This window comes from Pseudarthrobacter sp. As-47 (genome assembly GCF_058215595.1).
Window position 1 is genome coordinate 570834 of the sequence record NZ_CM177088.1, and the last position, 25033, is coordinate 595866.

The window sequence follows — 25033 nt, forward strand, 5'->3', positions numbered from 1 at the left end:
AAGGACACCCCACCACCCATGAGTGACACCACGGCAACAGGCCATGCAGCCGGCGGCCTCTCCGCCTGGGCCGGCGCATCGGCAATCCTCTTCGACCTGGACGGGGTGCTGACCCCCACGGCAACCGTCCATGAGCGCGCCTGGCAGGAACTATTCGAGGGCTTCCTCGCGTCGCAGCCCCAGGTGGCCGGCTACAGCGAAAGTGACTACTTCGACCACATCGACGGCAAACCGCGGTTCGACGGCGTACGCGACTTCCTGGCCTCGCGTGGGATTGTGCTCCCCGAGGGGCCCACTGACGACGACCCCGCCAACACCACCGTGCAGGGCCTGGGTAACCGGAAGAACCGGATTTTCAACGACATCGTCAGCACCGGCGTCGAGCCCTTCGAAGGGTCCGTACGCTTCCTCGACGCCGTGCTGCAGCGCGGACTGAAGGTCGCCGTCGTCTCTTCCTCCCGCAACGCACCCGCAGTCCTGGCGGCGGCCGGGCTCGCGGACCGCTTCCCTGTGGTGGTGGACGGCGTGGTGGCTGCCAGCGAAGGCCTGCCCGGCAAGCCGAACCCCGCCACCTACGAGTACGCCGCACGCCTGCTGGATCTCCCCAGTGAGGAATGCGTGGTGGTGGAGGACGCCGTCTCCGGTGTCCAGGCCGGGGAGGCCGGATCCTTCCACTCCGTCATCGGCGTGGACCGGGGCGCCGGCCGGCAGACCCTGCTCGACGCCGGCGCCACCCTTGTGGTCAACGACCTCAAGGAACTGCTTCCCTAAGGAACCGCAGCCTTCCCCGAGGCAGCCACGCTGCCCCGGCAGCCTGTTTCAGTACCCGTCATCCCCCCAAAAATCATCCCCAGGCCGGCAGCAACCCAGCTGCCCGGCCACACTTCGAAGGACCCAACACCATGGCCCTGATCTCCGCGGACCGCGAAAGATTCCCCAACAACCCCTGGCAGCTCGTGGAAACCCGCCACGAACAGGGCAATGAGGGGACCCTGGAAACCCTCTTTGCCCTGGGAAACGGGCACCTGGGAATACGGGGCGCCCACTGGGCGGCAGCCGACTCCGACCTTCCCGGCAGCTTCATCAACGGGCTGCACGAGATTTGGGACATCAAGCACGCCGAAAACGCCTTCGGCTTCGCCCGCACCGGCCAGCGCATCCTCTACATTCCGGACGCCAACAACTTCAGCGTCGTCCTGGACGGGGAGTCCCTCAGCCTTGCCGAGTCCGAGGTGCTGGACTACCGGCGCTCCGTTGACTTTTCCACCGGCGTCTACGAATGCCGGGTCACCTGGCAGTGCCGTTCCGGCGCCGTCGTCACCACCACCGAACGGCGAGCCGTCGGATTCGCGTCCAGGGGAAGCCTTGGCATCTCGCTGGAGGTGGACACTGACCGCGAGGTTTCGGTGGACGTGACCTCCTCCCTGATCAACCGGCAGGACCAGCCTGTGGAGGACCACTCGGTCCACGATCCCCGCCGTGCGGGCCGGCACGCCGGACGGGTCCTGCTGCCCCTGCGCCTTGACGGCGGTGACGGGTCGCTCCGGCTGGCCTGGGAAGCTGCCGAATCGAAGCAGCGGGTGGGCGTGGCCGTGGACCACTGGACCTCCGCGGGCCATCAGCCGTTCGAGACCCTGGTGGACCAGGACGACAGCAGCGTCCGCTACGTCCTGGCGGTCAGCCCCGGCGAGCCGTTCCGCCTGGAAAAGAGCGTCAGCTACGCCGCTGGCCGGGCCATCCAGGACCCGTCGGTTGACCCTGCGGCCGTTGCCGAGGAGGGCCTGCGCCCGGTGGGGGACATCTTTGCCGAGAGCGAAGCGCACTACCGGGACTACTGGGCTACCTCGGACATCGTGGTGACCAGCGAGTCCGTGCTGCAGCAGGCCATCCGGTGGAACCTGTTCCAGCTCGCCCAGGCAACGGCCCGCGCCGACGTCGCCGGAATTCCTGCGAAGGGTGTGACGGGCTCGGGGTATGAGGGCCACTATTTCTGGGACCAGGAGGTCTACCTCCTGCCCTACCTCACCTACACCAACCCCGACGGCGCCCGGAAGGTCCTCGAGTTCCGCCACGGCATGCTTCCCGAAGCCAAGGTCCGGGCCAAGGAACTGAGCGTGGACGGCGCCCTGTTCCCGTGGCGCACCATCAACGGTCTTGAGGCCAGTGCCTACTACGCCGCCGGCACGGCCCAGTTCCACATTGCGGCCGCGATCGCGTTTGCCACCAACCGGTACGTGTGGGCCACGAAGGACGCCGGGTTCCGCGACGGGATGGGTGCCGAACTGCTGATTGAAACAGCGCGCATGTGGATCTCCCTGGGCTTCTTCGGCAAGGACGGGCTCTTCCACATCCACGGCGTCACCGGCCCCGACGAGTACACCGCCGTGGTCAATGACAACCTCTACACCAACGTGATGGCGCGGTTTAATCTGCGCGCCGCCGCGGCCCTGGAACATGCAGGCATCAGCGACGAGGAGCGGCAGCTGTGGGAGGCGGCTGCGAACCGCATGCAGCTGCCGTTCGATGAGCGGATGCAGGTGCATTCCCAGGACAACGACTTCATGCACCTCGAACCGTGGGACTGGACGACGCCCCGGTCCAAGTACCCCCTGCTGCTGCACTTCCACCCGCTGGTGATCTACCGCCACCAGGTCCTCAAGCAGGCGGATACCGTCCTGGCGATGTTCCTGCAGTGGCAGGATTTCACGGTGGAGGAGAAACAGCGCGCCTTCGACTTCTACGACCCCCTGACAACCGGCGACTCCACCCTGTCCGCCTGCGTCCAGGGCATCATGGCCGCAGAGGTGGGGTACTCCCGCGAGGCGCTGGAACACTTCACCAACGCCGTGTTCATCGACCTTGACGACACCCACGGCAACACCATCGACGGCGTGCACATTGCCTCCACCGGCGGGGTGTGGAGCTCGCTGGTCTGCGGGTTTGCCGGGCTTCGGGACCAGGGTCCGGTCCCGTACTTCGACCCGCGCCTGCCGGCGGAGTGGGACGGGCTGGCCTTCCACCTCAAGATCCAGGGCCGCCTGCTGCTGGTGGAACTCGAGACCGGCTCCATCACGCTGACCGTCACCGAAGGGGAGCCCCTGGTGGTGGACGTCCGCGGCCGGCAGCTCACGGTGGGCGCAGAACCCGCCACGGTGGCGTTGGAGCCCGTGCCGCAGCCGGAACCCACGGTGTTCCCCAGCGGGCATCCGACGGCGAGCATCCCGGTGGTGCGCGCCAACAGCTGAGTGCGGGGCGGCGGCGGGAGCCTAGTCTCCCGCCGCCGTCGTGCGTTCCAGCGCAGGTTCCTGGTCCAAGGGGTGGGCCAGTTCGTCGGCGGGCATCCCTGCAACAGCCATGGCGACGACCGCCATCACCGGGCAGACGCCGCCGGCCACCAGGAAGATCAGCCAGATGGGCAGCACCTCTGCGGCCGGCCCGGCCAGCGCCATGGACACCGGCATCAGGGCCAGCGAGACGAAGAAATCCGTGCTGGAAACCCGGCCCAGGAGGTGCGTGGGAACCCGCCGCTGGAGCAGGGTGCCCCAGATGACCATGCCCACGCTGCCGGTGGCACCGAAGATGAACAGCGCCGCGGCGATTGCCCAGAAGCTGTCCATGACGCCGACGGCGGCCAGCGGCAGGCTGCCCGCACCCCAGGACACCATCATCAGCGTGAGGTAGCGGCGCGGCAGCCGGAAGGATGCGGTCAACAGCGAGCCCAGCGCGGCGCCGACCCCCATCACGGCCAGCAGGAAGCCGAACATGCGGGAATCGCCCGCCAGCTGGTCGCGGACCACGAACGGCAGCAGGACCTCGATGGGGCCAATTAGGAACAGGACCGAGATGCAGGCCCACACCAGGGTCCACAACAGCCACGGGGTGCCCAACGTGTAGATGACCCCTTCGCGCAGGTCGTGGAAGAAGGACCGCCTGTCCACCTCAGCGTCCTCGGCACCGGCGCCGGCCGGCCCGCCTGCACCGTCCACGGCCCCGTTGGCGGGAGCAGCCAGTGCATGCTGGCCCAGGAAGTTAAGGACGATGAACGCCAGGAGGTGGCACACCGCCACCGCCGTGACCGCGTGCGACGGCGAGAGGGCAGCCACCACGATGCCAGCCACGGCCGGACCTGCCGCCTGCTGGAGGACGGGACGCATGGACCCTTCCATTCCGTTCGCCGCCAGCAGGTCCTGGGCGGGAAGGATGCGCGGCAGGATTGCGGAGTAGGCAGGAAAGAAGAACGCCGCGCCGACACCGAGGACAAAGGAACCCGCTGCGACGTGCCACAGCTGGAGCAGGCCCGTCATGGCGAGTCCGCTGACGGCCGCTATCACCGCCAGGTTGGCCCCCTCCACGGCAATGATCAGCCGGCGCTGCGGGACCCGGTCCGCGGCGATGCCGCCGGCCAGGACGAACGCCACCAGGCCCACGCTGCCGGCGGCGGCAACCAGGGACAGTTCGAGGGGGCCGCCGCCCAGATGGATCACCTGGTAGACCATGGCCACGGCCCACATGCCGGAACCAAAGATTGAGATGGCCAGCGCTGCGATCAGCACCCTGTACTCGCGGTGGGCAAAGGGCCGCAGGGCTTTGGGGGTGGGCATAGGCTAAGTCTAGGCTTTGGGAGCGCTCCGGAGGAGCCCCGCCGGAGTGCGCCGAACGGGACGGGGCAGGTGGGTGGCCGCTCCTGCGGTGGCCTAATGTTAAGCAACCTTAGTATGAGGAATTCCGGCACAGGCGTGCCGGCGAGACAAGCAGAGGTGACCATGGCCAAGCGCAGCAATCCCGCAGTACGGATAGCACAGGAAACCGCCCACAACGCGGTGTTCGACGCAGACGGGAAGCCCAAACCGGGCGTCCACAACATGCTCCTGAAGGCGGTGGAAATCCAGCGCCCGCTGGTGGTGGCCTACATCCGCCGGCTGCAGAGGAAGCACCCCCGGGCCACGGCAGCCCAGCTCGCCGACATCCTGGAACGCGACTACCTCCGCGCGGTCACCGGCGGCGGTGCGCTGGTGGGCGCGACCGCCGTCGTGCCCGGCGTCGGCACCGTGGCGTCCCTGGGACTGTCCGCCGCCGCAACCGTCGGGTTCCTGGAAGCAACAGCCCTCTACTCCACCTCGCTGGCCGAACTGCACGGGATCCGGCTGACCAACCCCGAGAAGGCCAGCACCATGGTCATGGCCATCATGCTGGGCGAGGAAGGGACGGCGCTCCTGGGGACACTCAGCGGGCAGGCTGCCGGCAGGGAGATGAGCGCCAACAAGGCCTGGGGCAATGCCCTGTCCAAGTCGATGGCCGTGCCGGGCTTCGGCAGCATCCGGAACAGGATCCAGAAGGCCTTCCTCAAGAACCTCCTCAAACGGCAGGGCTCCGCGTTGTTCGGCCGGGCGCTGCCGTTCGGCATCGGCGCGGTGGTGGGCGGAGCCGGTAACCTCATGATGGGCCGTGCGGTGGTGTCCAACGCCAAGGAGGCGTTTGGACCCATGCCGGACACCATCCCCGGAGAGCTCACCGCCGCCGCGGCGGCCCAGGACACCCCGACGCTGGAAGGCAAAACTCTTGGATCTCAACGCTGACCTTGGCGAATCATTCGGCTCCTGGCGGATGGGGGACGACGCCGCCATGTTCCAGCTGGTCACCAGTGCCAACGTGGCATGCGGCTTCCACGCCGGGGACCCCGTCACCATGCTGGACAGCTGCCGGGCCGCCTACGAACTCGATGTGACTGTCGGCGCCCACGTGGGGTACCGGGACCTTGCCGGTTTCGGCCGCCGCTCGCTGGACATGAGCTTCGACGAGCTTTTCGGCGACGTGCTGTACCAGCTGGGAGCACTCGACGGCGTTGCCCACGCCGTGGGTGCCTCCGTGGACTATGTGAAGCCGCACGGAGCCCTGTACAACCGGCTGGTCCACGATGCCGAACAGGCGTCGGCCGTGGTGGCCGCGGTGAACGCGTACGATCCCGGCCTGCCCATCCTGGGGCTCCCTGGCTCCGAGCTCCTGAAGCAGGCCAAGGACGCCGGGCACCCGGTGTTCATCGAGGCCTTCGTGGACCGCGCCTACCGGGCGGACGGCACGCTGGTTCCGCGCTCGGAGGAGGGTGCCGTGCTGCACGACGTCGACGCGATCGTTGAGCGGGCCGTGCGGCTGGCTGCCAAGGGCGAAGTGGTGGCCGTGGACGGAACAGTGGTCCAGGTCAGGCCCGATTCCCTGTGCATCCACGGCGATACGCCGGGCGCGGTGGGGATGGCTGCCGCCGTCCGGGCCGGACTGGAAGCGGCCGGCCTTGAACTGGAGTCCTTCGCCTAGCCGAAAACCAGGTGTGCCACCGTAAAGATGGCAAGCCCGGCCAGCGCGCCCACCACGGTGCCGTTGATCCGGATGAACTGCAGGTCCTTGCCCACCTGGAGTTCGATCTTTTGCGATGTTTCCTCGGCATCCCAGCGGGCCACGGTGTCCGTAATGACCCCCGCAATGTCCGAACGGTAGGTCCGCACCAGGTACGCGGCTGCGTCTCCGATCCACGCGTTGACCTTGCCGCCCAGCTCGGGCTCGCTGACCAGCCGGGAGCCGAAGTCCCGCACGGCCGCCTTGAACTTCACGGTCAGTTCGCTGTCGGGATCGTCCACGGCGCCCAGCAGCGCATTCTTGACGGTGCCCCACGTGCGGGAGGCCAGTTCGCGCACCTCCGGGTCGCCCAGCACCTGGGCCTTGATGTCCTCGGCGCGGGCGATCATCGCAGGATCATGCTGGAGGTCCTGGGCAAGGTCGTTCAGGTACTTGTCGATGGACTGCCGGACCTGGTGGTTCGGGTCGGCCTGCACCGCGCGGACGAACTTGAGGATCTCCACGTAGACCTTGTCGCCCACCAGCCCGTCCACGAACTGCGGCACCCAGGTGGGGGAGCGGTCGGACACCAGGTGGGTGACCGTATCGTGGTTGTCATCCACCCAGTCGGCGGCGCGGTCCACCAGCAGGTCCACCAGGTTGTGGTGGTGCCCGTCGCGGAAAATCCGTTCGGCCATCTTGCCCACCGGTGGGCCCCACGGCGGAGTCAGCAGGTGCTTACGCACCATTCCCTCGATGACCGCCTGGACGTCGTCGTCATTCAACACCTTGAAAAGGCCGCGGATGACGGCGGCGCCTTCCTTGGCCACCCGTTCGGAACCGGCGGGCGTGGCAAGCCATTCGCCCGCCCGGCGGGCGATATTCACGCTGGCGAGCTTGTCCTGGACCACCTGCTCCGAGAGGAAGTTGGTCTCCACGAACTCGCCCAGCGAGGCGCCGATCTGGTCTTTCCGGCGCGGAATGATGGCAGTGTGCGGGATCTTGATGCCCATGGGGTATTTGAACAGCGCCGTGACGGCGAACCAGTCAGCCAACGCGCCCACCATGCCGCCCTCGGCCGCCGCGCGCACGTACTGGAGCCACGGATATTCCTTCTGCAGCGCGAACGCGAAGACGAAGATCACGGCCATCACCAGCAGCAGTCCCAGGGCCACCAGCTTCATTTTCCGCAGCGCTGCCGCCTTGTCGGCGTCGCCCGCACTCAGCTGGTGGCCGACGGCGGCCCGCGCCTCCGCATGGCCCCTCGAGGCCGGTGGTGTGGAAGGGGTGGGCCCGCCGGGTGATTCCCGGGTAGTTGGCTCAGAGTTCACCTGCATGTGCCAAGCCTAGTCCCGCAGCACGGGGCCGGTCGGCTACCGTGTCTGCATGACTACTGATGAGTCAGCGCCGCAACGGCCGTTGGTCTTTGCCCACCGCGGCTCCAGCGCCGCGTTCGCCGAACACACCCGGGCCGCCTACCTGCAGGCCCTGGCCGACGGCGCCGACGGCGTGGAGTGCGACGTCCACCTCACGCGTGACCAGCACGTTGTCCTCCTGCATGACGCCAACCTGGACCGGACCTCGGACGGAACGGGACCCGTTGCCGAGCGCACCCTCCGGGAACTGCGGCACCTGGATGTCTCGTCATGGAAGGGCGCCCGCATCCCGGAGGCCTACGGCGCCCGGTCAGAGCAGCTCCTGACGCTGCCCGAACTCCTGGACATCCTGCGCGGTGCAGGCCGGCCGGTGAAACTGGCCATCGAGCTCAAGCACCCCAGCCCTTACCAGCTCAAGCTGGAGGACCGGGTCCTTGAGGTGCTCCGCAACGAGGGGTGGGACCCCAAAAGCTCTTCCGTGGACAACGTGGCGGTGACTTTCATGAGTTTCAGCCCGGACTCGGTCCGGCACCTGCTCAGCTCCGTTCCGCCCGAGTACATCTGCCAGTTGGTGGACGACGTGGACATCCGGGCGATCCGCGGCGGGCTGGGATTCGGGATGATCACCGGCGGCGCCATTGCCAACCTGATGAGGGCCACCCAGGCCGAGGGCGAGAGGATCCTGGACAACGGTGAGGTAGGCCTGGCCGGGCCCGGCATCGAGTATGTCCGCCGGCACCCGGCTGCTGTCCAGCGCTGGCTCGCCTCCGGCCGGCGCTTCCGGGTGTGGACGGTGGATTCGGAGCAGGATGTTGCGCTGTGTGCGGGACTGGGAATCCAGGAGATCACCACCAATGTGCCGGCCCGGGTCCTGAGCCAGCTGCAGGTTGCCTCGCCGCAAGGAAGGTAGAGGCTGGTGGAGGAGGACTAGGCCGGCGTGCCGCCGCTGTTCCGCTGCCTTGGGCCGGTTTTCCACCAGCAGGATGCTCCCGCAGGGCTCCTGGCTGCGCCCTGGTCCGGTCCCCGCCGCTGGTGGGCCGGGCCCCTGGACGTCGAAGGCCTCGGCCTGGGTTCGGTTGGTGCTGCTGCGGCGGCCCTCAACCTCCTGGCGGGCGTGCCGGGCCGGTTCGCCACCACCTCAGCCCTGACCGCCGGCGCCTTCGACTCTTCAGGGCACCTGCGCGTCTCCGGGCACCCCATCCAGGGGTTCGCCCCGCTGTCCGGCTTCCGGCGCACCCTGGACGGGTGGATCCGGCTCCACGCCAACTATCCGCATCACGAACAGCGGCTGATGGAAGCGCTGGGTGCCACCACCGCTGACGGTGTGGCTGCTGCACTCCGCAGCATGGAGTCGCTGGAAGCCGAAGCCGCCATCCAGTCCCGCGGCGGGGTGGCTGCGGCTGTCAGGACCCGCGCCGACTGGCTTGCTTCCGCCATGGGCCGGTCCGCCGGCACGGGACCCTGGATTGACGTGACGCTTCCCGGCGGGAAGGCAAAACGAACCGAGCGGCCCGTGCTCCGGCCCATTGAAGATCCGCGTCGGCCACTTCAGGGCGTGCGCGTGCTGGACCTGACCCGCGTCATCGCCGGTCCCGTGTCCACCCGCCTGCTGGGGGCGCTCGGTGCGGACGTGCTGCGGATCGACCCGCCGCAGCTTCCGGAACTCACCGGCCAGTTCGTTGACACCGGGTTCTGCAAGAGAAGCGCCGAGGCGGACCTGGCCATCCCCGGGAACCTGGACCGCCTGCGCCACCTCCTGCGGACCGCCGACGTTGTGGTCACGGGCTACCGCGCGGGCTCCCTCAACCGCTTCGGCCTGGATCCGCAGGCCCTCCTGGAAGCCCGGCCGGAGCTGGTGCTGGCCACCCTGGACAGCTGGGGCAGCGACGGCCCGTGGAGCGGGAGGCGCGGGTTCGACAGCATCGTCCAGGCGGCCTCCGGGATCGCGGACCTTTACGGGGCGGAGAACAACGACGGCGGCTGGCAGCCGGGGGCGCTTCCCGTCCAGGCGCTGGACCACGCCACCGGGTACGGCCTGGCTGCCGGTGCCATCGCGTTGCTCGCGCACCGTCAGCACGGCGGCCTGGGCGGGTGGGCGCGCCTGTCCCTTGCCCGCACCGCCGAGGAACTCCTGAACCTCCCCGCCTTGCCTGCCCTCCCCGAGCTTCCCGGCCTACCCGGCGAAACGGGACGCCCGGCAGGGCCGCCTCCCGCACCTGTACTCCGGACACAGGCCAGCACATACGGCGGACTTCGCTACGCCGCGCCGCCACTGCTGGCGGACGGCCAACCCCTCGACTATGACCGCCCTCCCGTCCCCTACGGAAGCTCGGAGCTGGCCTGGGCCTGAGGGTTACAGGAGCCCGCCGCGCCTGTGGTTGAGTGGAGCCATGCCTTTTCCCCGCTCCGGCCGGGCCGCCCAGACCCTCTCCGCTGCAGCCATGAGCGCGCTGCTGCTGGCCAGCGCCATGAAACACTTCCGCGACCCCGCCTTCTACCGCCAGGTGGTCCCGGGCTACCTCTGCCGTGACGATGACCCCGGCCGGGATGCCGCTCCCGCACGTCCGCTTGCCCTCCTCTCCCAGGAGGAATGGATCGCCCTGAGCGGGCTGCTGGAACTGTCAGCCGCCGTCGGAATCCTTGTCCCCGGAACGCGGAAGGTGGCCGCCACGGGCACCGCCGTGATGTTCACCGCGTTCCTGGCCGGACACGCCGATGCGCTCCAGCGGGCGTACGGACCACGGGGAACGCGGGCCCAGCGGAAGGTGCACACCGTCCGCCTTCCGCTGCAGGCGCCGCTCATCGCGTGGGCGTGGAGCCTGCGCCGGCCTGCAGCAGGAGCACGTCCGTGACCCTGCTGGCCTCCCCGGCGGTGCGGATGGGGATCTCCATCAGCATTGCCACCGGACTGTACGGCGTATCCTTCGGGGCGCTCTCCGTGACGTCCGGACTCAACGTCTGGCAGACGATGGCACTGAGCCTGCTCCTGTTCAGCGGCGGCTCTCAGTTCGCGTTCATTGGCGTGGTGGCCGGCGGCGGGTCCGGCATCGCTGCCATGAGCGCCGCCACCCTGCTGGGCATGCGCAACGGGATCTACGGCATGCAGCTCAACGCCCTGCTGCACCCCACCGGATGGCGCAAGTACGTGGCAGCACAGCTCACCATCGACGAGTCCACGGCAACCAGTTCCGGCCAGACGGACCCTGCAGAGCAGCGCCGAGGGTTCTGGGCGGCCGGCATCGGCATCTACGTGCTGTGGAACCTGTTCACCGCCATCGGCGCACTCGCCGGGAGCGGCCTGGGCGACCCCAAGCAGTGGGGGCTGGACGGCGCAGCCGTGGCCGCGTTCCTTGGGCTGCTCTGGCCGCGGCTCAAGGGACGCGAGCCGGTGGCCATTGCCGCTGTATGTGCCGTGGCCACCGTCATCGCCGTGCCGTTCGTTCCCGCCGGCGTGCCAATCCTGGTGGCGGCCGTGGTGGCAGCGGTGATCGGCTGGTTCAGCCACGGCCGGAGCGACGAAGGCCTGGAGCCTGACGTGGACCCCTTCCGGGAGCGCCACCATGGCACGCACCGCGCCGGGGACGCCGGTCCGGGGGCCACCGGATGAGTCTCTGGATCTGGCTGCTGATTGCTTGTGCACTCGCCTACGCGTGGAAGCTGGTGGGCTACTTCGTTCCGGCCCGGCTGCTTGAAGACCCGCGCATGTCGCGGGTGGCGGGCACCATGACCATCGGGCTGCTCGCCTCCCTGACTGTGGTGAACACCTTTGCCACAGGACAGTCGCTCGCTGTCGACGCCAGGCTGGGCGCGCTGGTGGCTGCCGCCGTGGCCCTGGCGCTGCGCGCGCCGTTCCTGGTGGTGGTCCTCGCCGGTGCTGGAACGGCTGCGCTGTTGAGGATGCTGGGCTGGAACTGAGCGCCCAGCAGGGACGGGAATACAGCTACCTCATGTGATGCAGATCACATTAATTGCGCTTTTCCGGTTGTACTATAAAGGCGGCTATGCAGTCGGCCGTGGAATTTCGCATGAATGGTGACCATGGAAAATCAACTGCATGCAGCCGGGGAAAGATCCGGACGTCTGCGCCGCAAGAATCCGGGACGGCGGGCGGGACTCCCAGCCAAGCGCTTCTTCACCCGGTTTGCCCGCCTTGCTGACGTTCCGGAGGAGGACCTCGAACTGCTCTCCCGGAGCCTGCGGACGTCGCTGGACCTGGATCCGGCATCCCACATTCCCGCACTGCATGCCCTGGTGCGCCAGGAACTTCGCAGCAGGGGAGAGGCCGGCGGCAGGTAGCAAAGGGCATCCCGGAACCGATCTGTGGTGGACTGGCACCAGGGCCGCAAATCCACTGCGGCGGCCACGAAGGAGGAACCGAGATGAACGATCAGTCACGTCCGGAGCAGCAGGGGAAGCCGCGGCAAGGCTATCTTGACCCCAGGGGGTCGGAATCCACCCGGGAGATGCGGGATACAGCCCGCCGCCGCCGGGATGCCGAGGAAAAACTGCAGCAGCACCTCAACGAGGCCAAAGACCACGTGCCCAATGAACGCGACGACCAGCCAGGGCAGCCCGGGCACAAGGAGTCCGACGGCGGCGGCGACGGCGGGCAGGTCCCGTCCCGCTAGGTTGGGACGACAGGGCGCCGGGCACATCCGCTGGGGCGGGTGGCAAGAGTTGGAGCCTGCTGGAACGGGTGGCGGGAGTTGGAGCCTGTTGGCTAGGCCACGCCGTGGGCTGCGCCACCGGGAGAACCGGCCCGCCGGCAGCTCTCTTCGACGGCCATCTCGTACCATGCCTCTGCCCCGAATTCGGGTTCAGGCGTGTCCAGGTTCTGGTACAGGGCGTCCAGCAGGTTTGCGAGTTCTTCCGCGGTCAGCGAGGGAAGGACTTCCTCGGGGCCGCGGGGATCGTTGAGGTAACGGTTCAGTTGTGAACTCTTCATTGTGCCGCTGCCAGAATGCGCCGGAACTGCCGGGATTGCTTCATGGGTCACTCCATCCCAAAGTCGGGAGGCTGGCTGCGTAACCCCTCCTGAAGTGTATTGCACCCGCAGGACGCCCACAATGGTGCCGTCCGCGCGCCAGGCAAAACGCGCGCGCCCGCATTCCGGAGCCCTGGCTGCGCCCCGTGCGGCGCGGTTCTACTGCATGCCTTAGCCCAGGTGGGGGCCGGTTCCGGGTGTGGACGGGACGGGCACGTGGGCCGGCAGGGGGCGGGTGGGTCGCGTGGTCCGGATGGCGTCCTCAACCAGGGCCAGCGGACGGCGCCAGGCGTCGGAACCGGGCTCCATGGTGTCCACCACGCCGATGAGCATGGCGAGCAACCGGAACATGTCCGTCATGGAAATGTCCGCCCGCAGGCTTCCCTGCCCCTGCCCGCGCACCAGCAGCACGCTGATGGATTCCATGAGTGAGCCGGTAATGCCGGTCAGGAGTTCGCGCCGCCCCGCGACGGCTCCCAGCAGGTTGGCGTCAGCGCTGGCCGCGTCCATGAGTGCTTCCAGGACCCGCAACAAGCCGGCGGCCCCGTCGATGTCCGCCAGGGCGCCGTCCACCACGGGATCCACGGTGAGGCGGAGCTGCCGGTTAAGGGCGGCCAGTACCAGCTCTTCCTTGTCCGCGAAATTGCGGAAGAGGGTGGCCGGGCCAACCCCTGCGGTAGCCGCGATGGTCTGCAGCGGTACCTCAGGCCCAAATTCGCGGAAGCATTGCCGGGCCGCCGTGATGATCTTGTCCACATTCCGCGCTGCGTCGGCACGGAGGGGCTTACGGGCGACTGCGAGGCTCATGCGAAAAGGTTAGCAACGGAGCTTTCAGCGAACACCGTTACTGCGCGGTAGGGGGTTATGTGACGCTCGCGGGCGCCATCCTGCCCTGTCACCGCTCGCAAGGCGTGGCACACTGGCCTCATGTTGCTTGCGTTTTCTGTCGCCCCGTCCGGCGCTCCCAGCGAAGGTTCCCGGCCCACTGACGCGTCAGTGCACGACGCCGTTGCCGCCGCCGTCAAAATCGTCCGGGAGTCGGGCTTGCCCAACACAACGGACTCGATGTTCACCACCATCGAAGGTGAATGGGACGAGGTCTTCGACGTCGTCAAGCGGGCAACGGAGGCAGTGGGGCGGTACGGCAGCCGCGTCTCCCTGGTGATCAAGGCTGATATCCGGCCGGGTTACACAGGGGAACTGACTGCAAAGGTGGACCGCCTGGAAGAAGCGCTCGCAGACGGTTCCTGACCCGCGGAGCCCCCGGGCCCGCCGTCGGCCTTTCGCCGGCACCAGGTTATTCTCCGGGCCCCTGCCGTCGCCGGCACCCAACTTCTCTGGATTCCAACGCCACCCCGTGCCAAACTGTGGCAATGTTTGAGCACCATCCCCGTCCGGAGTGGATTGCGGCGGAAGAGTTCCTGTCAGAAGTCGTGGTCCATCCGGATCCTGCGCTGCAGCAGGCCATCAGTTCCGCCGCCGAGGCAGGGATGCCGGCCATCGAAGTGGCGCCCAATGCAGGCAAGCTCCTCAAGCTTCTGGTCCAGCTGTCCAGGGCCAGGCGCGTGCTCGAAATCGGCACGCTCGCCGGCTTCAGCACCATCTGGATGGGCCGGGGCCTCCCTTCTGACGGAACCCTGGTCACCTGCGAATTCCTGCCCAAGCACGCGGAGGTCGCGTGGGCCAACATCGATGCCGCCGGCCTGGGGGAAAAGGTGGAGATCCGGCTGGGTCCTGCGCTGGAGACCCTGGCGGCGCTGGAGGAGGAGGGCCGGGAGCCCTTCGATTTCATCTTCATTGACGCGGACAAGGAGAACAACAGCCGCTACCTGGACTGGGCCGTCCGGCTGGGAAGGCCGGGAGCCACGGTGGTCCTGGACAACGCCGTCTGGGAGGGGGCAATCCTGGACCCCGGAATGGACCCGGTCAACGCGCCGGGAATCATTGAGGCACTCAGGCTCCTTGGCGGGCACCCGCGGCTCGACGCCACCGTCATCCAGACCGTTGGATCCAAAGGCTGGGACGGTTTCGCGCTTGCACGCATCCGGTAGCACCCGCGCCGGGACCTTCCTGCCCAAAAAACGGCTAAGTATGCTTAGAATCAAAATCCGGCTGGCGACCAGCCGGACCAACAGCAGCAGTGGAGGAAACTGATGAAAGCGTCACCCACCCTTGCCGGCAATCTTCAGACGGTGCTTACGGACCTCATTGAGCTGCACCTGCAGGGAAAGCAGGCGCACTGGAACCTCGTGGGCACAAACTTCCGCGACCTGCACCTGCAGCTCGACGAGATCATCGCAGCCGCCCGGCTCTTCGCGGACCAGGCCGCGGAGAGGATGCGCGCGCTGCATGCCCTGCCGGACGGCCGCAGCGGCACCGTCGCCGCCGGAACCCGGCTGGACGGGTTCCCCGAAGGCCTGACCTCCACCAAGCAGACCGTCAAACTCATCACCGCCCGGCTGGAGCGGACGGTCCAGACCATGCGGGATGTCCACGACGAGGTGGATGAGGAAGACCCCACCAGCGCCGACCTGCTCCACGCTGCCATCGAGCGGCTGGAACAGCTGGCCTGGATGGTCAACGCCGAAACCATGGCACCCACAGCCTCCGTCACCGAGCCGGCCGGCACCTAGGCGCCGCCGCCACGATGCAGGAACTCTCCAAAAAACACAGCGCACCATCCGCCGGGGACGCCATGCCCGGCACCAACGCAGCGGTCCGGCTCTCCGCCGGAAGGGAAGGCCCGGACGGCCTGGATCCTTTGTTCCAGGCAGTCTCCGCCGGCGCCGGCAACGTGCCTGTTTTGCTTGGCCTGGCGCAGGAAGCCGGAAAGGAGTGGCCGCGGCCCGGTGAAGGCAGCACGGGTCTTCTCTGGGAGCTGCTGGCCACAGTTGCCGCCATCGACGTTGCAGCTGCCCGGGTCTTCGAGCCGCACCTGGATGCCCTGGCAATCCTGGCCCAGGCAGGGCATGATCCTGCCCGTGCCGGCGGCGCGTGGGGTGTTTTTGCGGCGGAAGGTCCAGGCATGCGGCTCACCGCGGAGAGCAACGGTTCCGGGGTGCTTTTGAGCGGCGCCAAGCCGTGGTGTTCCCTCGCCCAGGTGCTTGACCACGCGGTTGTCACTGCCCACACGGACGACGGCGGCCGTGCGGCTTTCGCCGTGGACCTGCGCCACGCCGGCGTGACCTGCGAGGAACCGGAGTGGGTGGCCAGGGGGCTGCAGGAAATTCCCAGCGGGACCGTTTGGTTCGACCGGGTCCCCGCTGAGCCGTTGCAGGGAACCAACTGGTACTACAGCCGTCCTGGTTTTGCGTGGGGCGGCATGGGGGTGGCCGCGTGCTGGCTCGGGGGAGCCGTGGGCATCGCCCGCGACTACCGTGACTCGCTCCGTGCCGGACGCCTTTCCGGCCGGGAGCCGGACCAGGTTGCGCTGGCCTCGCTGGGCGAGCTGGACCGCACCCTGGCCTCCGCGCTGCAGTACCTGGCAGGTACAGCGGAAGGCATCGACCGGCGGGGACAGATGCCCGCCGACCAGGGGTCTTCCCATCAGCGGGACGCCGCGCGGGTTTCGCCTTGGAGCGATGCGCTGCGCGTGCGCGGAACCTGTGCCGCCGCCGTCGAACGCGTCCTGACTGTAGTGGGCAGCAACCGCGGGCCGGGACCGCTGGCCTTCGACCGAACGTATGCCAAGCGGATGGCTGACCTGGCGCTGTACGTCCGCCAGCACCACGGCATGCGTGACGACGCCCAACTGGGCTCCCTGACCCTGAAAGGTGACGCTTCGTGGTGACCTTCCTGCACACGGATGAGGGGACTGACGAGTCGGCCTGGTCCGCTCGGGGCCTTCCGGTCATTCCTGAGCTTCCACTCGGTCCGGAGGAGCTTGCTGCCATGCGGTTCCTGGTCCTTGCCGCCCACCCGGACGATGAGACGCTCGGAGCGGGCGGCCTGCTGGCGCGGCTGCACGCCCTCGGCGCAGAGGTGGAGGTGCTGTTATGCACGGCAGGGGAGGCCTCGCATCCCGGGTCGGCAACAGTCTCCCGGGAAGAACTGACTGCCAGGCGCCTGGCGGAGTTCGCCGCGGCCCTGGCCCACCTGGGGCTGAACGGCCGCTGGCGGTACCTCGGCCTGCCGGACAGCGGCCTGGCGGAGCGCACTGCCGGCATCACCCGTTCGGTCAGCGAAGCCGCCGCAGCATTGGCCGGTCCCGCCGGCCGGCTCGCCATTGTTGCGCCGTACCGTGCCGACGGGCATGCCGACCACGATGCCCTCGGCGCTGCGGCCGCTGCTGTTGCCGCCGACAATGGATACGCACTCCTGGAATACCCCATCTGGTACTGGCACTGGGCCACCCCCGGGCACCCCGAATGGCAATCCTGGGTGAGGATGCCGTTGGAGCCCGGAGAGCAGTCCGTCAAGGAGCGGGCCATGCAGGAGCATGCCAGCCAGACCCGGCCGCTGTCTCCGCACCCCGGTGACGAGGTCCTCCTGAGCGGGTCCTTCCTGCGGCACTTCTCCCGCCCGTTTGAAACCTTCGCCTGGACTGCCCCGCAGGAGTTCATGCCCGGAAAACCAGGAAGCCCCGGTACCGTGCCGCGCACCAGCAAGGAAGCACAGGGCATCTTCGACGGCATCCACAGCCGGGAGCCGGACCCCTGGAAGTACACCACCAGCTGGTACGAGCGGCGGAAGCGCGCCCTGACGCTCGCAGCGCTGCCCTCTGAACACTATTCCGCGGCCCTGGAGATCGGTTGCTCCATCGGCACGCTGACGGAAGATCTTGCCCCGCGGTGCACCAGCCTGCTGGCCGTGGACGCCAGCGGTGCAGCGTTGGCGCACGCAGCGCAACGCCTGGCCCCATTCCCGGGCGTCACCGCCAGGCAGCTGACCCTGCCTGCCGAGTGGCCTGCCGGGAACTACGACCTGGTGGTGGTGTCCGAGGTGGGGTACTACCTCGCCGCCGGTGAACTCGATGCCCTCACCGAAAAAATTAGGGACTCGATCCTCCCGGGCGGCACCCTGCTGCTGTGCCACTGGCGCCACCCCATTTCCGGCTGGGAGCTGGACGGTGAAGCAGTCCACACCCGGGTGCGCGACCAGTTGGCATGGCCCACCGCCGGACTCTACCGGGAGCGGGACTTCCTGCTGGAGACCCTGATTGCGCCCCCGGCGGCGGTGCCTGCTTGACGCCCATTGACAGGGTGGCCGTGGTGATTCCGGTCCACAACGAGGAGGAACACCTGGGCCGAGCCTTGGCCGGCGTGGAGGCCGCCGCATCAACACTCCGGCAGGTCCAGCCGGGAACCGATGTCAGGGTTCTCGCGGTCCTTGACTCGTGCACGGACGGTTCTGCTGCCATAGCGTCCTCATACGCCGCCCGGAACAGTTGCTTCTCTGTCCTTCCGGTCGCCTTTCGAAGCGTGGGAAGGAGCAGGCGCGCGGGAATCTGGCAGGCCCTGGGTGCCGGGGCAGATGCAAGCCCTGGCGACGAGGCCGGGTTGTGGCTGGCGAACACCGACGCCGACTCGGTGGTTCCGGACAACTGGCTCGTGGGGCAGCTCGAGTTGGCTGCGGCGGGAGCCGATGCGGTGCTCGGGTCCGTGGAAGTGGACCCCGCCGGGATGGCACCTGAACTGCTCAGCCGCTGGCAGTCGATGCACTCCTTCGGGGAGGACCACCCGCACGTCTTCGGGGCAAACCTCGGCGTCCGCGGTTCGGCGTACCTTGTGGCGGGCGGGTTCCCGCGGCACCTCTCGCATGAGGACAGGGTGCTCGCAGGGCGGCTGCGGGAACACGGGTTTGATGTCAGGGCCACGGACACTATCCGCGTGCGGACATCCGGCCGCACACAGGCCCGCGCCCCGAAGGGCTTCGGGGCCTATCTGCGGACGCTCGGCATGGAGATCGCCTTGGCGCCGGAAGCATAAAGGCAGCCCCGGGGCGGCAGGATGTGCGGGAACGTGGTTTAGCGGGAACGTAATCAACGGGACGGGGCTGCTGCGGTTGCGCAGCAGCCCCTTTGAGAAGGACTAGTCCTTCCGGAAAGCGTCCTTTACCTTCTCGCCGGCCTGCTTTAAGTCAGCCTTGGCCTGGTCCATCTGGCCTTCGGCCCGGAGGCTTTCGTCGTCAGTCGCCTTGCCGGCCGCTTCCTTGGCCCTGCCGGCCATCTTCTCGGCGGCGTTGTCGATCTTGTCGTCCAAACCCATGGCATTTCTCCCTTCGGCTGGTGACCTGCGGCGATACGCAGGTCATGCTCCCATGCTAGCTAGCCAGGGGTTGCTTCAACAGATGGCTGGCTGCACCGGGGAGCCGCTGCCTGAGGCGAACGGCGGGAACGTGTCAGACCAGGTCGGGGGCGCTGGCGACGATGTAATCCGCGGCTGCAGGACCGGTCATGGAAAGGTTGTTGCTATCCGGGTTGATTCCGTGGGTTCCCAACGCCACCCACAGTGCTTCCGGCGGCTGAAGCTGGGCTTTGTGGAGGAGGCACCAGCTGGTGTAGAGGCCATATAGCTCATCGCGTCCGAGGCCCAGCCCCGGCTCCCTGTCCGCGACAACTGCTTCGGCAAGAAAATCTTCAAAATGTGTAGCAGGCATGTTCGCTCATTCGGGCTCGACCTTGATGCCGCCGTATCTGCTTCAGCGGCCCTGCCGGCCCCGGAGGGGCTCAACAGAGTAATCATGAAGGTATGGCAGGGCGGCTCGCTTTGTCCAGTTAGGCAGCCCAGTCTGGACAGGCTCGGCAGGCAGGCGGAAAAGCCCGGCTGGTGGAGGCATCACGGCATGTGGAGTGGACCGGTGGGGTTGGCTGGACCGCGTGGATCGAGGGGGCCGACGGCGACTGGGGGGACTGGCCTCGGTCTCAGAAGAGGCCATCTCACCGCCGGCCCCGCCTGCTCCCGGATCCCTTGTTAAAACCCGGGAAACCCAAACAGGACCTCCAAGACAATTTTCTCCCATCTTGAAGGTCCTGCCTAGTCCCCGCGGAATGCCCTACCGGGCGTCGTTTCCGCCCCGGTCTTGGTTTCCGCCCAGGGCGCGGTCGCGTACCTTGTCCCGGACCCGGTCCCGGTGCGGTTCCCGGGGCTCCCCGGAGCCGCGGCCCCCGTCCTGGTCCCGGCCCTCGTCCGAGGACTCGTCCCCGCCGTTCCCGGCGCTGTACTTCTCACGGATTTCCCGTCCGTGCCGGATGTCCTCTTCCTCCTGCTTCTGCAGCTTCTCGCTCTTCTTGGTGTCCCTTGGCGGCAACTGGATGGTTTCCTCTGCCTTGATGCCCGCCTGGAGCTGGCGGCCGCGCTCCATTTCGGCGTCGAATTCCGCACCGAAGAGCAGCGACATGTTGAGGATCCAGAGCCACAGCAGCATCACGATCACGCCGCCCAGGGCGCCGTAGGTCTTGTTGTAGTTGCCGAAGTTGCCGACGTAGAAACCGAACCCCAGCGACGCCAGCAGGAAGATGAAGAGGGCGATGCCGGACCCCAGGCTCATCCACTTGAATTTGGGCTGCTTGACGTTGGGCGTGGCGTAGTAGAGGACGGCGATGATCACGATGATCAGTCCCACCATGACAGGCCATTTGGCGATGTCCCAGACAGCGAGGAAGACGCCGCTGAGGCCGATCAGGCCGCCCACCGCTTCTGCTACCGGGCCGCTCAGGACCAGCATGCCGGCCAGGATGGCCACGATGACGACGGCGAGGAGGGTGACCACCAGCATGGTTCCGCGCAGCTTGACGAAGGGCCTGCCCTCGTCCACCTCGTAGACCCGGTTCATGGCACGGCCGAACGCGCCGACATACCCTGAGGCGGACCACAGGGCGGTGGCCAGGCCAAGGACAAGGGTCAGCCCTGCGGCTGGTGCGCTGGCCAATTCTTCGACAGTTCCGCTGACGGTGTTGACCGTCTCGGCAGGGGCAAAACCACTCACGATCTGCAGCAGGGCACTGGTGGTTTGCTGGGGATCGCCGAAGAGCCCGATCACTGAGATGAGGGCCAGGATGGCCGGGAACAGTGACAGGACCGCGAAGTAGGTCAGGGCTGCGGCCTGGTCGGGGCACTGGTCTTTGCTGAATTCCCGAAGGGTCTTCTTGGCAATGTATTTCCAGTTCGGCTTGACGAGGTCTTTCGGACTCTCCGGCTTCCGGGAATCATCGGGTGCCGGGGCCTGGCCTGCTTTGGCGGTGCTGCTCTCGGATGCGTCATGAGTGGCCATGGGGTGTCCTCTCGATAAGGGGCGAAAAACGGACAGGCCAGCTCCGCGGTTGGCGGGGCCGGCCTGTCAGGTAGTGCTGGGTGCCTTGCGTGTGCCGCGGTGTACTGGATGCCGCTTAGGTGTTTTTGACGTTTGAGGTGGCGTCGGTGGCGCGGTCTTTGACGTCGGTGGCGGCGTGTTGGCCTTCTGCTTTGACGTTTTGGGCGGCGTCGGTGGCGGTGGCCTTGACGTTTTCCATGGCTTCCTGGGCGGGTTCCTTGAGGTCCTGGACCATGTCCTTGGCGGCGTCGGTGACCTGGGTGGCCAGGGGCTGGGCGGCGGTTTTGAGCTGGTCCGCGGCTTCGCGTTCTTTTTGGCTGGCCGGGATCAGGGAGGAGATCAGCATGCCGGCGCCGAAGGCGATCAGGCCTGCGGCCAGGGGGTTGCCCTGGGTTTTGGCTTTGACCTGGTCCGGTGCGTTGGAGATCGCTGTTCCTGCGTCGCCGAGTTTGGCCGCGGCGGTGTCCTTGGCTCCGTGCAGGGTGTCCCCGGTGGAGTGCAGTGCGTTGCCGGTGTGTCCGGCGCCGGTGTGGACGGTGTTGTGGACGGTGTTGCTGGCTGAGTCTGCTGCGCCCATGATTTTCTCCTTGACCCCGCTGACAGTGTCTTTGAGCTTGTCGGTCTGGCGGTGGACGATGTTGGATGGGGTGACTTTGTCTGCCACGGCGTCGACGTTGGTGCCCAGGCGTGCGCGGGTGGCTTCTATGTCTGAACGGATTGCGTCCGGGTTATCGCTCATCGGTTTACCTCACCTGGTTTTAGGGTTGGGGGTATTTCGGACAGGGTTTCCCCGGTCTGGGGCAGGCCTTTGACCTGTTTGAGTTCCTTGCGGCCGATCGAGGCCAGGACCGCGGCGATGATGCCCCAGACCACGGCGACGATCAGGGCGGCCCAGCCCAGCGGCATCAGGGCGCCCAGGGCGAACATCAGGCCCAGGGACAGGAAGAGAAGGACGAAGTGTCCTGCCACGCCTGCCCCGGCGAGCATGCCCGAGCCCTTGCCGGCCTTCGTGGCCGACTGCTTCAGCTCGGCCTTGGCCAGCTCGACTTCCTGGCGCATCAGCGTGGACAGGTCACGGGTCACGTCCCCGAGCAGCTCACCCAGCGAGGCGTTGTCCGCCTTCTGGTGCGCCGCACTCGGAGCGGGTTCCGGAATGGAGCTACTCATCACAGCCCGCCAGACTGGCCATCCCTGGAACGGTCCCGGGTGAGGGGATCGCCTGCCATGGGATCGTCGGCAAGGTCGCGGTCGCCCAGCGGATCATTGGCAATCCGGTTTCCGGACCACGGTTCTTCGACCAGCTGCGGACTATCCAGGGGGCTGGCGGGACGCGTGGGGTCGGAGTAGCTGCTGCCTGGTGCGCCGCCGTCGTATCCTGCCGTTGTGGTGGCCGGGCCGGGGAGCTGGACCGGAGGGGGCGGTACGGTGCCGCCCGCCGGCACGTAGGACTCGGTGTACCGGTCGCCGTAGGGCGTGCCGGAGTAGAGCCCTGCCGTGCCAGTGGCGCCGCTGGTGGATGAAGACTCCGGTGCCCCGGCTGTCAGCCCGCGGGTGAGGCGGCCGGCCAGGACGCCCGCTCCGGCTGCAAGCAGGAGGAAAGTTCCGGGGTTGTTGCGGGCAAACCGCTGGACCTCGCCGAGAATGTCCCCCGGCTGCTTGTTCTCCAGCCAGGACGCCATGGAAGAGGTGCGCTCCGCAGCCTGCCGGACCAGGTCGCTGGCCATTCCCTGCTGGTCTGGAGCGGTGGCCATGCTGTGCAGTTGGCTGGAGATGTTGCGCATGCCTTCGGCGGCCTTCTGCTGCTGGGTGCCGGCCTGGCTTGTCAGCCCGGACTTCGCCTGGTGCAACAGGTCCTGCGCGCTGTGCTTCGCCTCGGACGCCACGTGTGCGGCTTCTTCTTTGGCGGTCTGGGCAACGTTCTGGGCTGAGCCCTTCGCCGTGCGGGCGACATCAGCCGCTTCCTCCTTGGCCGCATCCTTGCGGGAGGTCCCCGTGCTGTCGTCGGCCTGGCCTGCACCGTACTGGGGAGTTGCGGCTGACGGGAAAGTGGCGGCGGACCGCTCACCCGGAATTCCTGTGGAGGCCGGGGGAGCCGTGGTTGCGGGATCCTCGGGCCATTGGTTCTCTGTCATCTTCGCTCTCTCTTTCCAAGAAGGCCGGTTGTTGATCAAGAACCAGCAGTACTGGCCGTAAAATAATAAGCATGATTACTAATAAAAGGTAAGTACCCTTGCTAAAGCAGTTCAAAACAGTTCCAGTGCAAAACGAGTTCAAAACAGCTCCAGCAGAGTCAGCCGGAAGGGCGCAGTCCGTCCGGTCACGTCAAGTGGAAAGTGGTGGGTAAGTTGGAAACAGCTCCATGGGTTTGGGTGGTAGTTGCCGTTGTTGTGGTGGTGCTGATTGTGCTGCTGTTGCTGGCAAGCGGACGGCGCCGGAAGGCGATCCAGCAGAAGCGGGACGACGAACACCGGGAGAAGGCGGCGGAAATCCGCCGCGAGGCCGAGGCGAAAGAACTGGACGCCCGGGAGCGTGAAGCGAAAGCCGCGCGGGCCAGGGCGGATGCAGAACAGGCTGCGGTGGACGCAGCCAGGTTGCGCCAGCAGGCCGATCAGGAGGCAACGGAAGCCAAGGCGCTCCGCGACGATGTGAATGAACGCGCGCGGAAGGCGGACGAGCTCGACCCTGACGTTCACAGCGACCGCCGAGGCGATGTGAATCCGGACCGCCGGGACCGCAGCAACCGCGAGCGCGTCAGCCACGAGGGCGTGCGGGATGGCGCCGCTGACGCAGGCCGCGGCACTGATGGCCGGGGTGTCCCCGGGGCCCAGCCGAGCCATGATGACCGCGGCGTTGCCGGCCATGATGGCGTCCGGCGCGGGGAGGCTGCCCGTGAAGGCGTTGCCCATGACGGCGTCCGGGACGACGGGGTGCAGGATGACCGCCCCGACCGGGGTTCCACCCATGACCGCAGCAGCAGCCGTGACCGGGAGGAACCGGGTTCGGGAATCTAGTCCGCGGGCAGTGCCGGTTTCCTTGGCTTAAGCACGGGGGAGGGAGTTACTCCTTCCCCCGTTCCCATGCCCCGGAGTACTGCCCGGACGGCATCCGTGGCAGGTATCGTCGGCTCCCAGCCGAGGATGCGGCGGGCCCTGTCGGTGTCCATGATGGGAGCGCCGGCAGCCATCTCCACCCATCCGGAGTCGGTGGGTTGGAGCCTCAGCCGCCAGGTCAGTCCGACGACCCTATGAAGCAGTCCCATGGGGATGGGGAGGATCCTGCGGGCGCCCAGGATGCGGGCAAGTTCCTGGGGCGTCAGTACCGGCTCTGCCGCAATGTTGAAGGCTCCGGAAGCGCGCTGGTCGATCACGCGCCAGTATGCATCCGCCACGTCATCAGCGTGCACGGCCTGGAAAACCAGGTCGTCCGGGGCGGGCAGGAGCGGAATCCTCAGTTTCCCCGGCAAGAGACGTGGTAGGAGCCGGCCGAGGAAATACCTGCCGATTTCACTTCCGGCATCGGACTGGAAAATCAGCCCTGGCCGGAGCCTTGCCACCGAGATGCCCGGTTCTGCTGCCATGACCGCGTCCAGGGCTGCTTCCTGCTCCGCCTTGTGCCGGCTGTAGTGCGAGCCCGCCATGCCGTTGACCGGCCAGGATTCGTCGCGTCGCTGATCTTTGGGCGCCTTGCTGTAGGCACCGACGGAAGAAGCGCACACCACCTGTTTCACCCCGGCCCTGGACGCTGCCGCGAGCACGTTCCTGGTGCCCGCCACATTGGTGCGGTACAGCTCTTCCAAATCCCGGTTGGGCTGGATCTGCCAGGCCAGGTGGACAACGGAATCCACACCTTCCAGGGCGGCATCAAGCTGGGCGCGGTCACTATCCAGGCCGATATCCAGGGTGTGCCATTCAACGCCGGAGTAGGGTTCCCGGCCGGTGTCCGGGCGGCGCCTGCTGATGCCCGTCAGTTTCAGGCTTCCCGGCTTTTCAGACAGCTGGGCCTGCAGCTTGCGGAGGAGTGCTGTTCCGGCATTTCCGCTGGCACCCGTGATGGCGATGTGCATGGCAAGGACTCCTTGGCGTGGCCTCTCGGTACG

General features: G+C 67.5%; 29 protein-coding genes. 18 read left to right on the forward strand and 11 right to left on the reverse strand.

Translation table 11 applies throughout. From position 1 onward, the window contains the following. Nucleotides 1-18: 18 nt before the first annotated feature. Both AC4BCK_RS02690 and AC4BCK_RS02695 read left to right on the forward strand, forming a co-directional pair. Nucleotides 19-771, forward strand: a complete 753-nt coding sequence (locus AC4BCK_RS02690; RefSeq protein ID WP_251425787.1) for an HAD family hydrolase — start codon at nt 19-21, stop codon at nt 769-771. A 131-nt stretch (nt 772-902) separates the two neighbouring features. After that, on the forward strand, nt 903-3245 hold the full coding sequence (locus tag AC4BCK_RS02695) for a glycoside hydrolase family 65 protein (protein ID WP_363939916.1): 2343 nt from the start codon (nt 903-905) through the stop codon (nt 3243-3245). A 21-nt stretch (nt 3246-3266) separates the two neighbouring features. Here AC4BCK_RS02695 and AC4BCK_RS02700 read toward each other — a convergent pair whose 3' ends face one another. Next, nucleotides 3267-4601, reverse strand: coding sequence for an MFS transporter (locus AC4BCK_RS02700; RefSeq protein WP_490566556.1), 1335 nt, complete (start codon nt 4599-4601; stop codon nt 3267-3269). A gap of 162 nt (nt 4602-4763) precedes the next feature. Between AC4BCK_RS02700 and AC4BCK_RS02705 the strand changes: the two genes are divergently transcribed. Next, complete coding sequence (locus AC4BCK_RS02705; protein WP_174180531.1) at nt 4764-5576, forward strand: hypothetical protein; 813 nt, start codon at nt 4764-4766, stop codon at nt 5574-5576. After that, nucleotides 5560-6309: a LamB/YcsF family protein gene (locus AC4BCK_RS02710; RefSeq protein ID WP_174180529.1), complete on the forward strand. Its 750-nt coding sequence runs from the start codon at nt 5560-5562 to the stop codon at nt 6307-6309. Before AC4BCK_RS02705 ends, AC4BCK_RS02710 begins: the two co-directional genes overlap by 17 nt. Here the strand turns inward: AC4BCK_RS02710 and AC4BCK_RS02715 are convergent. Further along, nucleotides 6306-7664 carry a DUF445 domain-containing protein gene (locus AC4BCK_RS02715; protein WP_490566557.1) on the reverse strand — a complete coding sequence of 453 codons (1359 nt, stop codon included), beginning with the start codon at nt 7662-7664 and terminating at the stop codon, nt 6306-6308. The genes AC4BCK_RS02710 and AC4BCK_RS02715 overlap by 4 nt on opposite strands. Nucleotides 7665-7713: 49 nt before the next feature. Between AC4BCK_RS02715 and AC4BCK_RS02720 the strand changes: the two genes are divergently transcribed. From AC4BCK_RS02720 to AC4BCK_RS02750, 7 genes are all read left to right on the forward strand, one after another. After that, nucleotides 7714-8613, forward strand: a complete 900-nt coding sequence (locus AC4BCK_RS02720; RefSeq protein WP_363960309.1) for a glycerophosphodiester phosphodiesterase family protein — start codon at nt 7714-7716, stop codon at nt 8611-8613. Between the two features lie 27 nt (nt 8614-8640). Continuing rightward, a complete protein-coding gene (locus AC4BCK_RS02725) occupies nt 8641-10053 on the forward strand; it encodes a CoA transferase (protein ID WP_490566558.1) in 1413 nt (470 codons plus the stop codon). Nucleotides 10054-10093: 40 nt separating this feature from the next. Next, a complete protein-coding gene (locus AC4BCK_RS02730) occupies nt 10094-10555 on the forward strand; it encodes a DoxX family protein (protein ID WP_490566559.1) in 462 nt (153 codons plus the stop codon). After that, complete coding sequence (locus tag AC4BCK_RS02735) at nt 10552-11310, forward strand: AzlC family ABC transporter permease (RefSeq protein ID WP_174180519.1); 759 nt, start codon at nt 10552-10554, stop codon at nt 11308-11310. The genes AC4BCK_RS02730 and AC4BCK_RS02735 overlap by 4 nt, the downstream gene beginning before the upstream one ends. After that, the gene (locus AC4BCK_RS02740) at nt 11307-11618 is read left to right on the forward strand and encodes an AzlD domain-containing protein (protein ID WP_174180517.1); all 312 of its coding nucleotides are present in this window, start codon (nt 11307-11309) and stop codon (nt 11616-11618) included. The genes AC4BCK_RS02735 and AC4BCK_RS02740 overlap by 4 nt, the downstream gene beginning before the upstream one ends. Nucleotides 11619-11741: 123 nt before the next feature. Beyond that, nucleotides 11742-11999, forward strand: coding sequence for a hypothetical protein (locus AC4BCK_RS02745; RefSeq protein ID WP_363939927.1), 258 nt, complete (start codon nt 11742-11744; stop codon nt 11997-11999). Between the two features lie 83 nt (nt 12000-12082). After that, entirely contained in the window at nt 12083-12331 is a 249-nt protein-coding gene (locus AC4BCK_RS02750) for a hypothetical protein (protein ID WP_251425803.1), read from the forward strand. Nucleotides 12332-12423: 92 nt separating this feature from the next. Here the strand turns inward: AC4BCK_RS02750 and AC4BCK_RS02755 are convergent, their stop codons facing one another. Beyond that, nucleotides 12424-12648, reverse strand: a complete 225-nt coding sequence (locus tag AC4BCK_RS02755; protein WP_174180513.1) for a hypothetical protein — start codon at nt 12646-12648, stop codon at nt 12424-12426. A gap of 210 nt (nt 12649-12858) precedes the next feature. Then, a complete protein-coding gene (locus AC4BCK_RS02760; protein ID WP_188729114.1) occupies nt 12859-13494 on the reverse strand; it encodes a TetR/AcrR family transcriptional regulator in 636 nt (211 codons plus the stop codon). A 120-nt stretch (nt 13495-13614) separates the two neighbouring features. On the opposite strand from AC4BCK_RS02760, the gene AC4BCK_RS02765 reads away from it, so the two are divergent. The 6 genes from AC4BCK_RS02765 (at nt 13615) to AC4BCK_RS02790 (ending at nt 18614) form a co-directional block, all read left to right on the forward strand. Next, nucleotides 13615-13938, forward strand: coding sequence for a thiamine-binding protein (locus tag AC4BCK_RS02765; protein WP_174182222.1), 324 nt, complete (start codon nt 13615-13617; stop codon nt 13936-13938). Between the two features lie 122 nt (nt 13939-14060). Beyond that, nucleotides 14061-14738, forward strand: coding sequence for an O-methyltransferase (locus tag AC4BCK_RS02770; protein ID WP_310110380.1), 678 nt, complete (start codon nt 14061-14063; stop codon nt 14736-14738). A gap of 102 nt (nt 14739-14840) precedes the next feature. Then, complete coding sequence (locus AC4BCK_RS02775) at nt 14841-15320, forward strand: Dps family protein (protein WP_174182219.1); 480 nt, start codon at nt 14841-14843, stop codon at nt 15318-15320. Nucleotides 15321-15382: 62 nt separating this feature from the next. Continuing rightward, nucleotides 15383-16477, forward strand: a complete 1095-nt coding sequence (locus AC4BCK_RS02780; protein ID WP_366279113.1) for an acyl-CoA dehydrogenase family protein — start codon at nt 15383-15385, stop codon at nt 16475-16477. Then, nucleotides 16471-17874: a bifunctional PIG-L family deacetylase/class I SAM-dependent methyltransferase gene (locus AC4BCK_RS02785; RefSeq protein ID WP_490566560.1), complete on the forward strand. Its 1404-nt coding sequence runs from the start codon at nt 16471-16473 to the stop codon at nt 17872-17874. Before AC4BCK_RS02780 ends, AC4BCK_RS02785 begins: the two co-directional genes overlap by 7 nt. After that, nucleotides 17871-18614, forward strand: a complete 744-nt coding sequence (locus AC4BCK_RS02790; RefSeq protein ID WP_246256553.1) for a glycosyltransferase family 2 protein — start codon at nt 17871-17873, stop codon at nt 18612-18614. Before AC4BCK_RS02785 ends, AC4BCK_RS02790 begins: the two co-directional genes overlap by 4 nt. A 102-nt stretch (nt 18615-18716) precedes the next feature. Here the strand turns inward: AC4BCK_RS02790 and AC4BCK_RS02795 are convergent, their stop codons facing one another. The 6 genes from AC4BCK_RS02795 to AC4BCK_RS02820 form a co-directional block, all read right to left on the reverse strand. Next, complete coding sequence (locus tag AC4BCK_RS02795) at nt 18717-18893, reverse strand: CsbD family protein (protein WP_174182211.1); 177 nt, start codon at nt 18891-18893, stop codon at nt 18717-18719. A gap of 133 nt (nt 18894-19026) precedes the next feature. Further along, nucleotides 19027-19284, reverse strand: coding sequence for a hypothetical protein (locus AC4BCK_RS02800; protein ID WP_174182209.1), 258 nt, complete (start codon nt 19282-19284; stop codon nt 19027-19029). Nucleotides 19285-19680: 396 nt separating this feature from the next. Next, nucleotides 19681-20898 carry a YihY/virulence factor BrkB family protein gene (locus tag AC4BCK_RS02805; protein WP_490566561.1) on the reverse strand — a complete coding sequence of 406 codons (1218 nt, stop codon included), beginning with the start codon at nt 20896-20898 and terminating at the stop codon, nt 19681-19683. Nucleotides 20899-21013: 115 nt separating this feature from the next. Beyond that, nucleotides 21014-21676: a DUF3618 domain-containing protein gene (locus AC4BCK_RS02810; protein WP_490566562.1), complete on the reverse strand. Its 663-nt coding sequence runs from the start codon at nt 21674-21676 to the stop codon at nt 21014-21016. Then, nucleotides 21673-22104: a phage holin family protein gene (locus tag AC4BCK_RS02815; RefSeq protein ID WP_251421267.1), complete on the reverse strand. Its 432-nt coding sequence runs from the start codon at nt 22102-22104 to the stop codon at nt 21673-21675. Before AC4BCK_RS02815 ends, AC4BCK_RS02810 begins: the two co-directional genes overlap by 4 nt. Beyond that, nucleotides 22104-23069 (reverse strand): hypothetical protein, encoded by a 966-nt coding sequence (locus AC4BCK_RS02820; protein WP_251424572.1) that lies wholly within the window; start codon nt 23067-23069, stop codon nt 22104-22106. Before AC4BCK_RS02820 ends, AC4BCK_RS02815 begins: the two co-directional genes overlap by 1 nt. 213 nt (nt 23070-23282) lie before the next feature. Here AC4BCK_RS02820 and AC4BCK_RS02825 point away from each other — a divergent pair, with 213 nt between their 5' ends. Then, nucleotides 23283-23948 (forward strand): hypothetical protein, encoded by a 666-nt coding sequence (locus tag AC4BCK_RS02825; protein ID WP_174179343.1) that lies wholly within the window; start codon nt 23283-23285, stop codon nt 23946-23948. On the opposite strand, the gene AC4BCK_RS02830 is transcribed toward AC4BCK_RS02825, so the two are convergent. Then, entirely contained in the window at nt 23945-25000 is a 1056-nt protein-coding gene (locus AC4BCK_RS02830; protein WP_251424574.1) for an NAD-dependent epimerase/dehydratase family protein, read from the reverse strand. The genes AC4BCK_RS02825 and AC4BCK_RS02830 overlap by 4 nt on opposite strands. Nucleotides 25001-25033: the final 33 nt, after the last annotated feature.

Bases quoted from the DNA above. Each gene is read 5' to 3' on its own strand.
- AC4BCK_RS02690 (WP_251425787.1), top strand. From the start codon at position 19: ATGAGTGACACCACGGCAACAGGCCATGCAGCCGGCGGCCTCTCCGCC.
- AC4BCK_RS02695 (WP_363939916.1), top strand. From the start codon at position 903: ATGGCCCTGATCTCCGCGGACCGCGAAAGATTCCCCAACAACCCCTGG.
- AC4BCK_RS02700 (WP_490566556.1), bottom strand. From the start codon at position 4,601: ATGCCCACCCCCAAAGCCCTGCGGCCCTTTGCCCACCGCGAGTACAGG.
- AC4BCK_RS02705 (WP_174180531.1), top strand. From the start codon at position 4,764: ATGGCCAAGCGCAGCAATCCCGCAGTACGGATAGCACAGGAAACCGCC.
- AC4BCK_RS02715 (WP_490566557.1), bottom strand. From the start codon at position 7,664: ATGCAGGTGAACTCTGAGCCAACTACCCGGGAATCACCCGGCGGGCCC.
- AC4BCK_RS02720 (WP_363960309.1), top strand. From the start codon at position 7,714: ATGACTACTGATGAGTCAGCGCCGCAACGGCCGTTGGTCTTTGCCCAC.
- AC4BCK_RS02730 (WP_490566559.1), top strand. From the start codon at position 10,094: ATGCCTTTTCCCCGCTCCGGCCGGGCCGCCCAGACCCTCTCCGCTGCA.
- AC4BCK_RS02740 (WP_174180517.1), top strand. From the start codon at position 11,307: ATGAGTCTCTGGATCTGGCTGCTGATTGCTTGTGCACTCGCCTACGCG.
- AC4BCK_RS02745 (WP_363939927.1), top strand. From the start codon at position 11,742: ATGGAAAATCAACTGCATGCAGCCGGGGAAAGATCCGGACGTCTGCGC.
- AC4BCK_RS02750 (WP_251425803.1), top strand. From the start codon at position 12,083: ATGAACGATCAGTCACGTCCGGAGCAGCAGGGGAAGCCGCGGCAAGGC.
- AC4BCK_RS02755 (WP_174180513.1), bottom strand. From the start codon at position 12,648: ATGAAGAGTTCACAACTGAACCGTTACCTCAACGATCCCCGCGGCCCC.
- AC4BCK_RS02760 (WP_188729114.1), bottom strand. From the start codon at position 13,494: ATGAGCCTCGCAGTCGCCCGTAAGCCCCTCCGTGCCGACGCAGCGCGG.
- AC4BCK_RS02765 (WP_174182222.1), top strand. From the start codon at position 13,615: ATGTTGCTTGCGTTTTCTGTCGCCCCGTCCGGCGCTCCCAGCGAAGGT.
- AC4BCK_RS02770 (WP_310110380.1), top strand. From the start codon at position 14,061: ATGTTTGAGCACCATCCCCGTCCGGAGTGGATTGCGGCGGAAGAGTTC.
- AC4BCK_RS02775 (WP_174182219.1), top strand. From the start codon at position 14,841: ATGAAAGCGTCACCCACCCTTGCCGGCAATCTTCAGACGGTGCTTACG.
- AC4BCK_RS02780 (WP_366279113.1), top strand. From the start codon at position 15,383: ATGCCCGGCACCAACGCAGCGGTCCGGCTCTCCGCCGGAAGGGAAGGC.
- AC4BCK_RS02795 (WP_174182211.1), bottom strand. From the start codon at position 18,893: ATGGGTTTGGACGACAAGATCGACAACGCCGCCGAGAAGATGGCCGGC.
- AC4BCK_RS02800 (WP_174182209.1), bottom strand. From the start codon at position 19,284: ATGCCTGCTACACATTTTGAAGATTTTCTTGCCGAAGCAGTTGTCGCG.
- AC4BCK_RS02805 (WP_490566561.1), bottom strand. From the start codon at position 20,898: ATGGCCACTCATGACGCATCCGAGAGCAGCACCGCCAAAGCAGGCCAG.
- AC4BCK_RS02810 (WP_490566562.1), bottom strand. From the start codon at position 21,676: ATGAGCGATAACCCGGACGCAATCCGTTCAGACATAGAAGCCACCCGC.
- AC4BCK_RS02815 (WP_251421267.1), bottom strand. From the start codon at position 22,104: ATGAGTAGCTCCATTCCGGAACCCGCTCCGAGTGCGGCGCACCAGAAG.
- AC4BCK_RS02820 (WP_251424572.1), bottom strand. From the start codon at position 23,069: ATGACAGAGAACCAATGGCCCGAGGATCCCGCAACCACGGCTCCCCCG.
- AC4BCK_RS02830 (WP_251424574.1), bottom strand. From the start codon at position 25,000: ATGCACATCGCCATCACGGGTGCCAGCGGAAATGCCGGAACAGCACTC.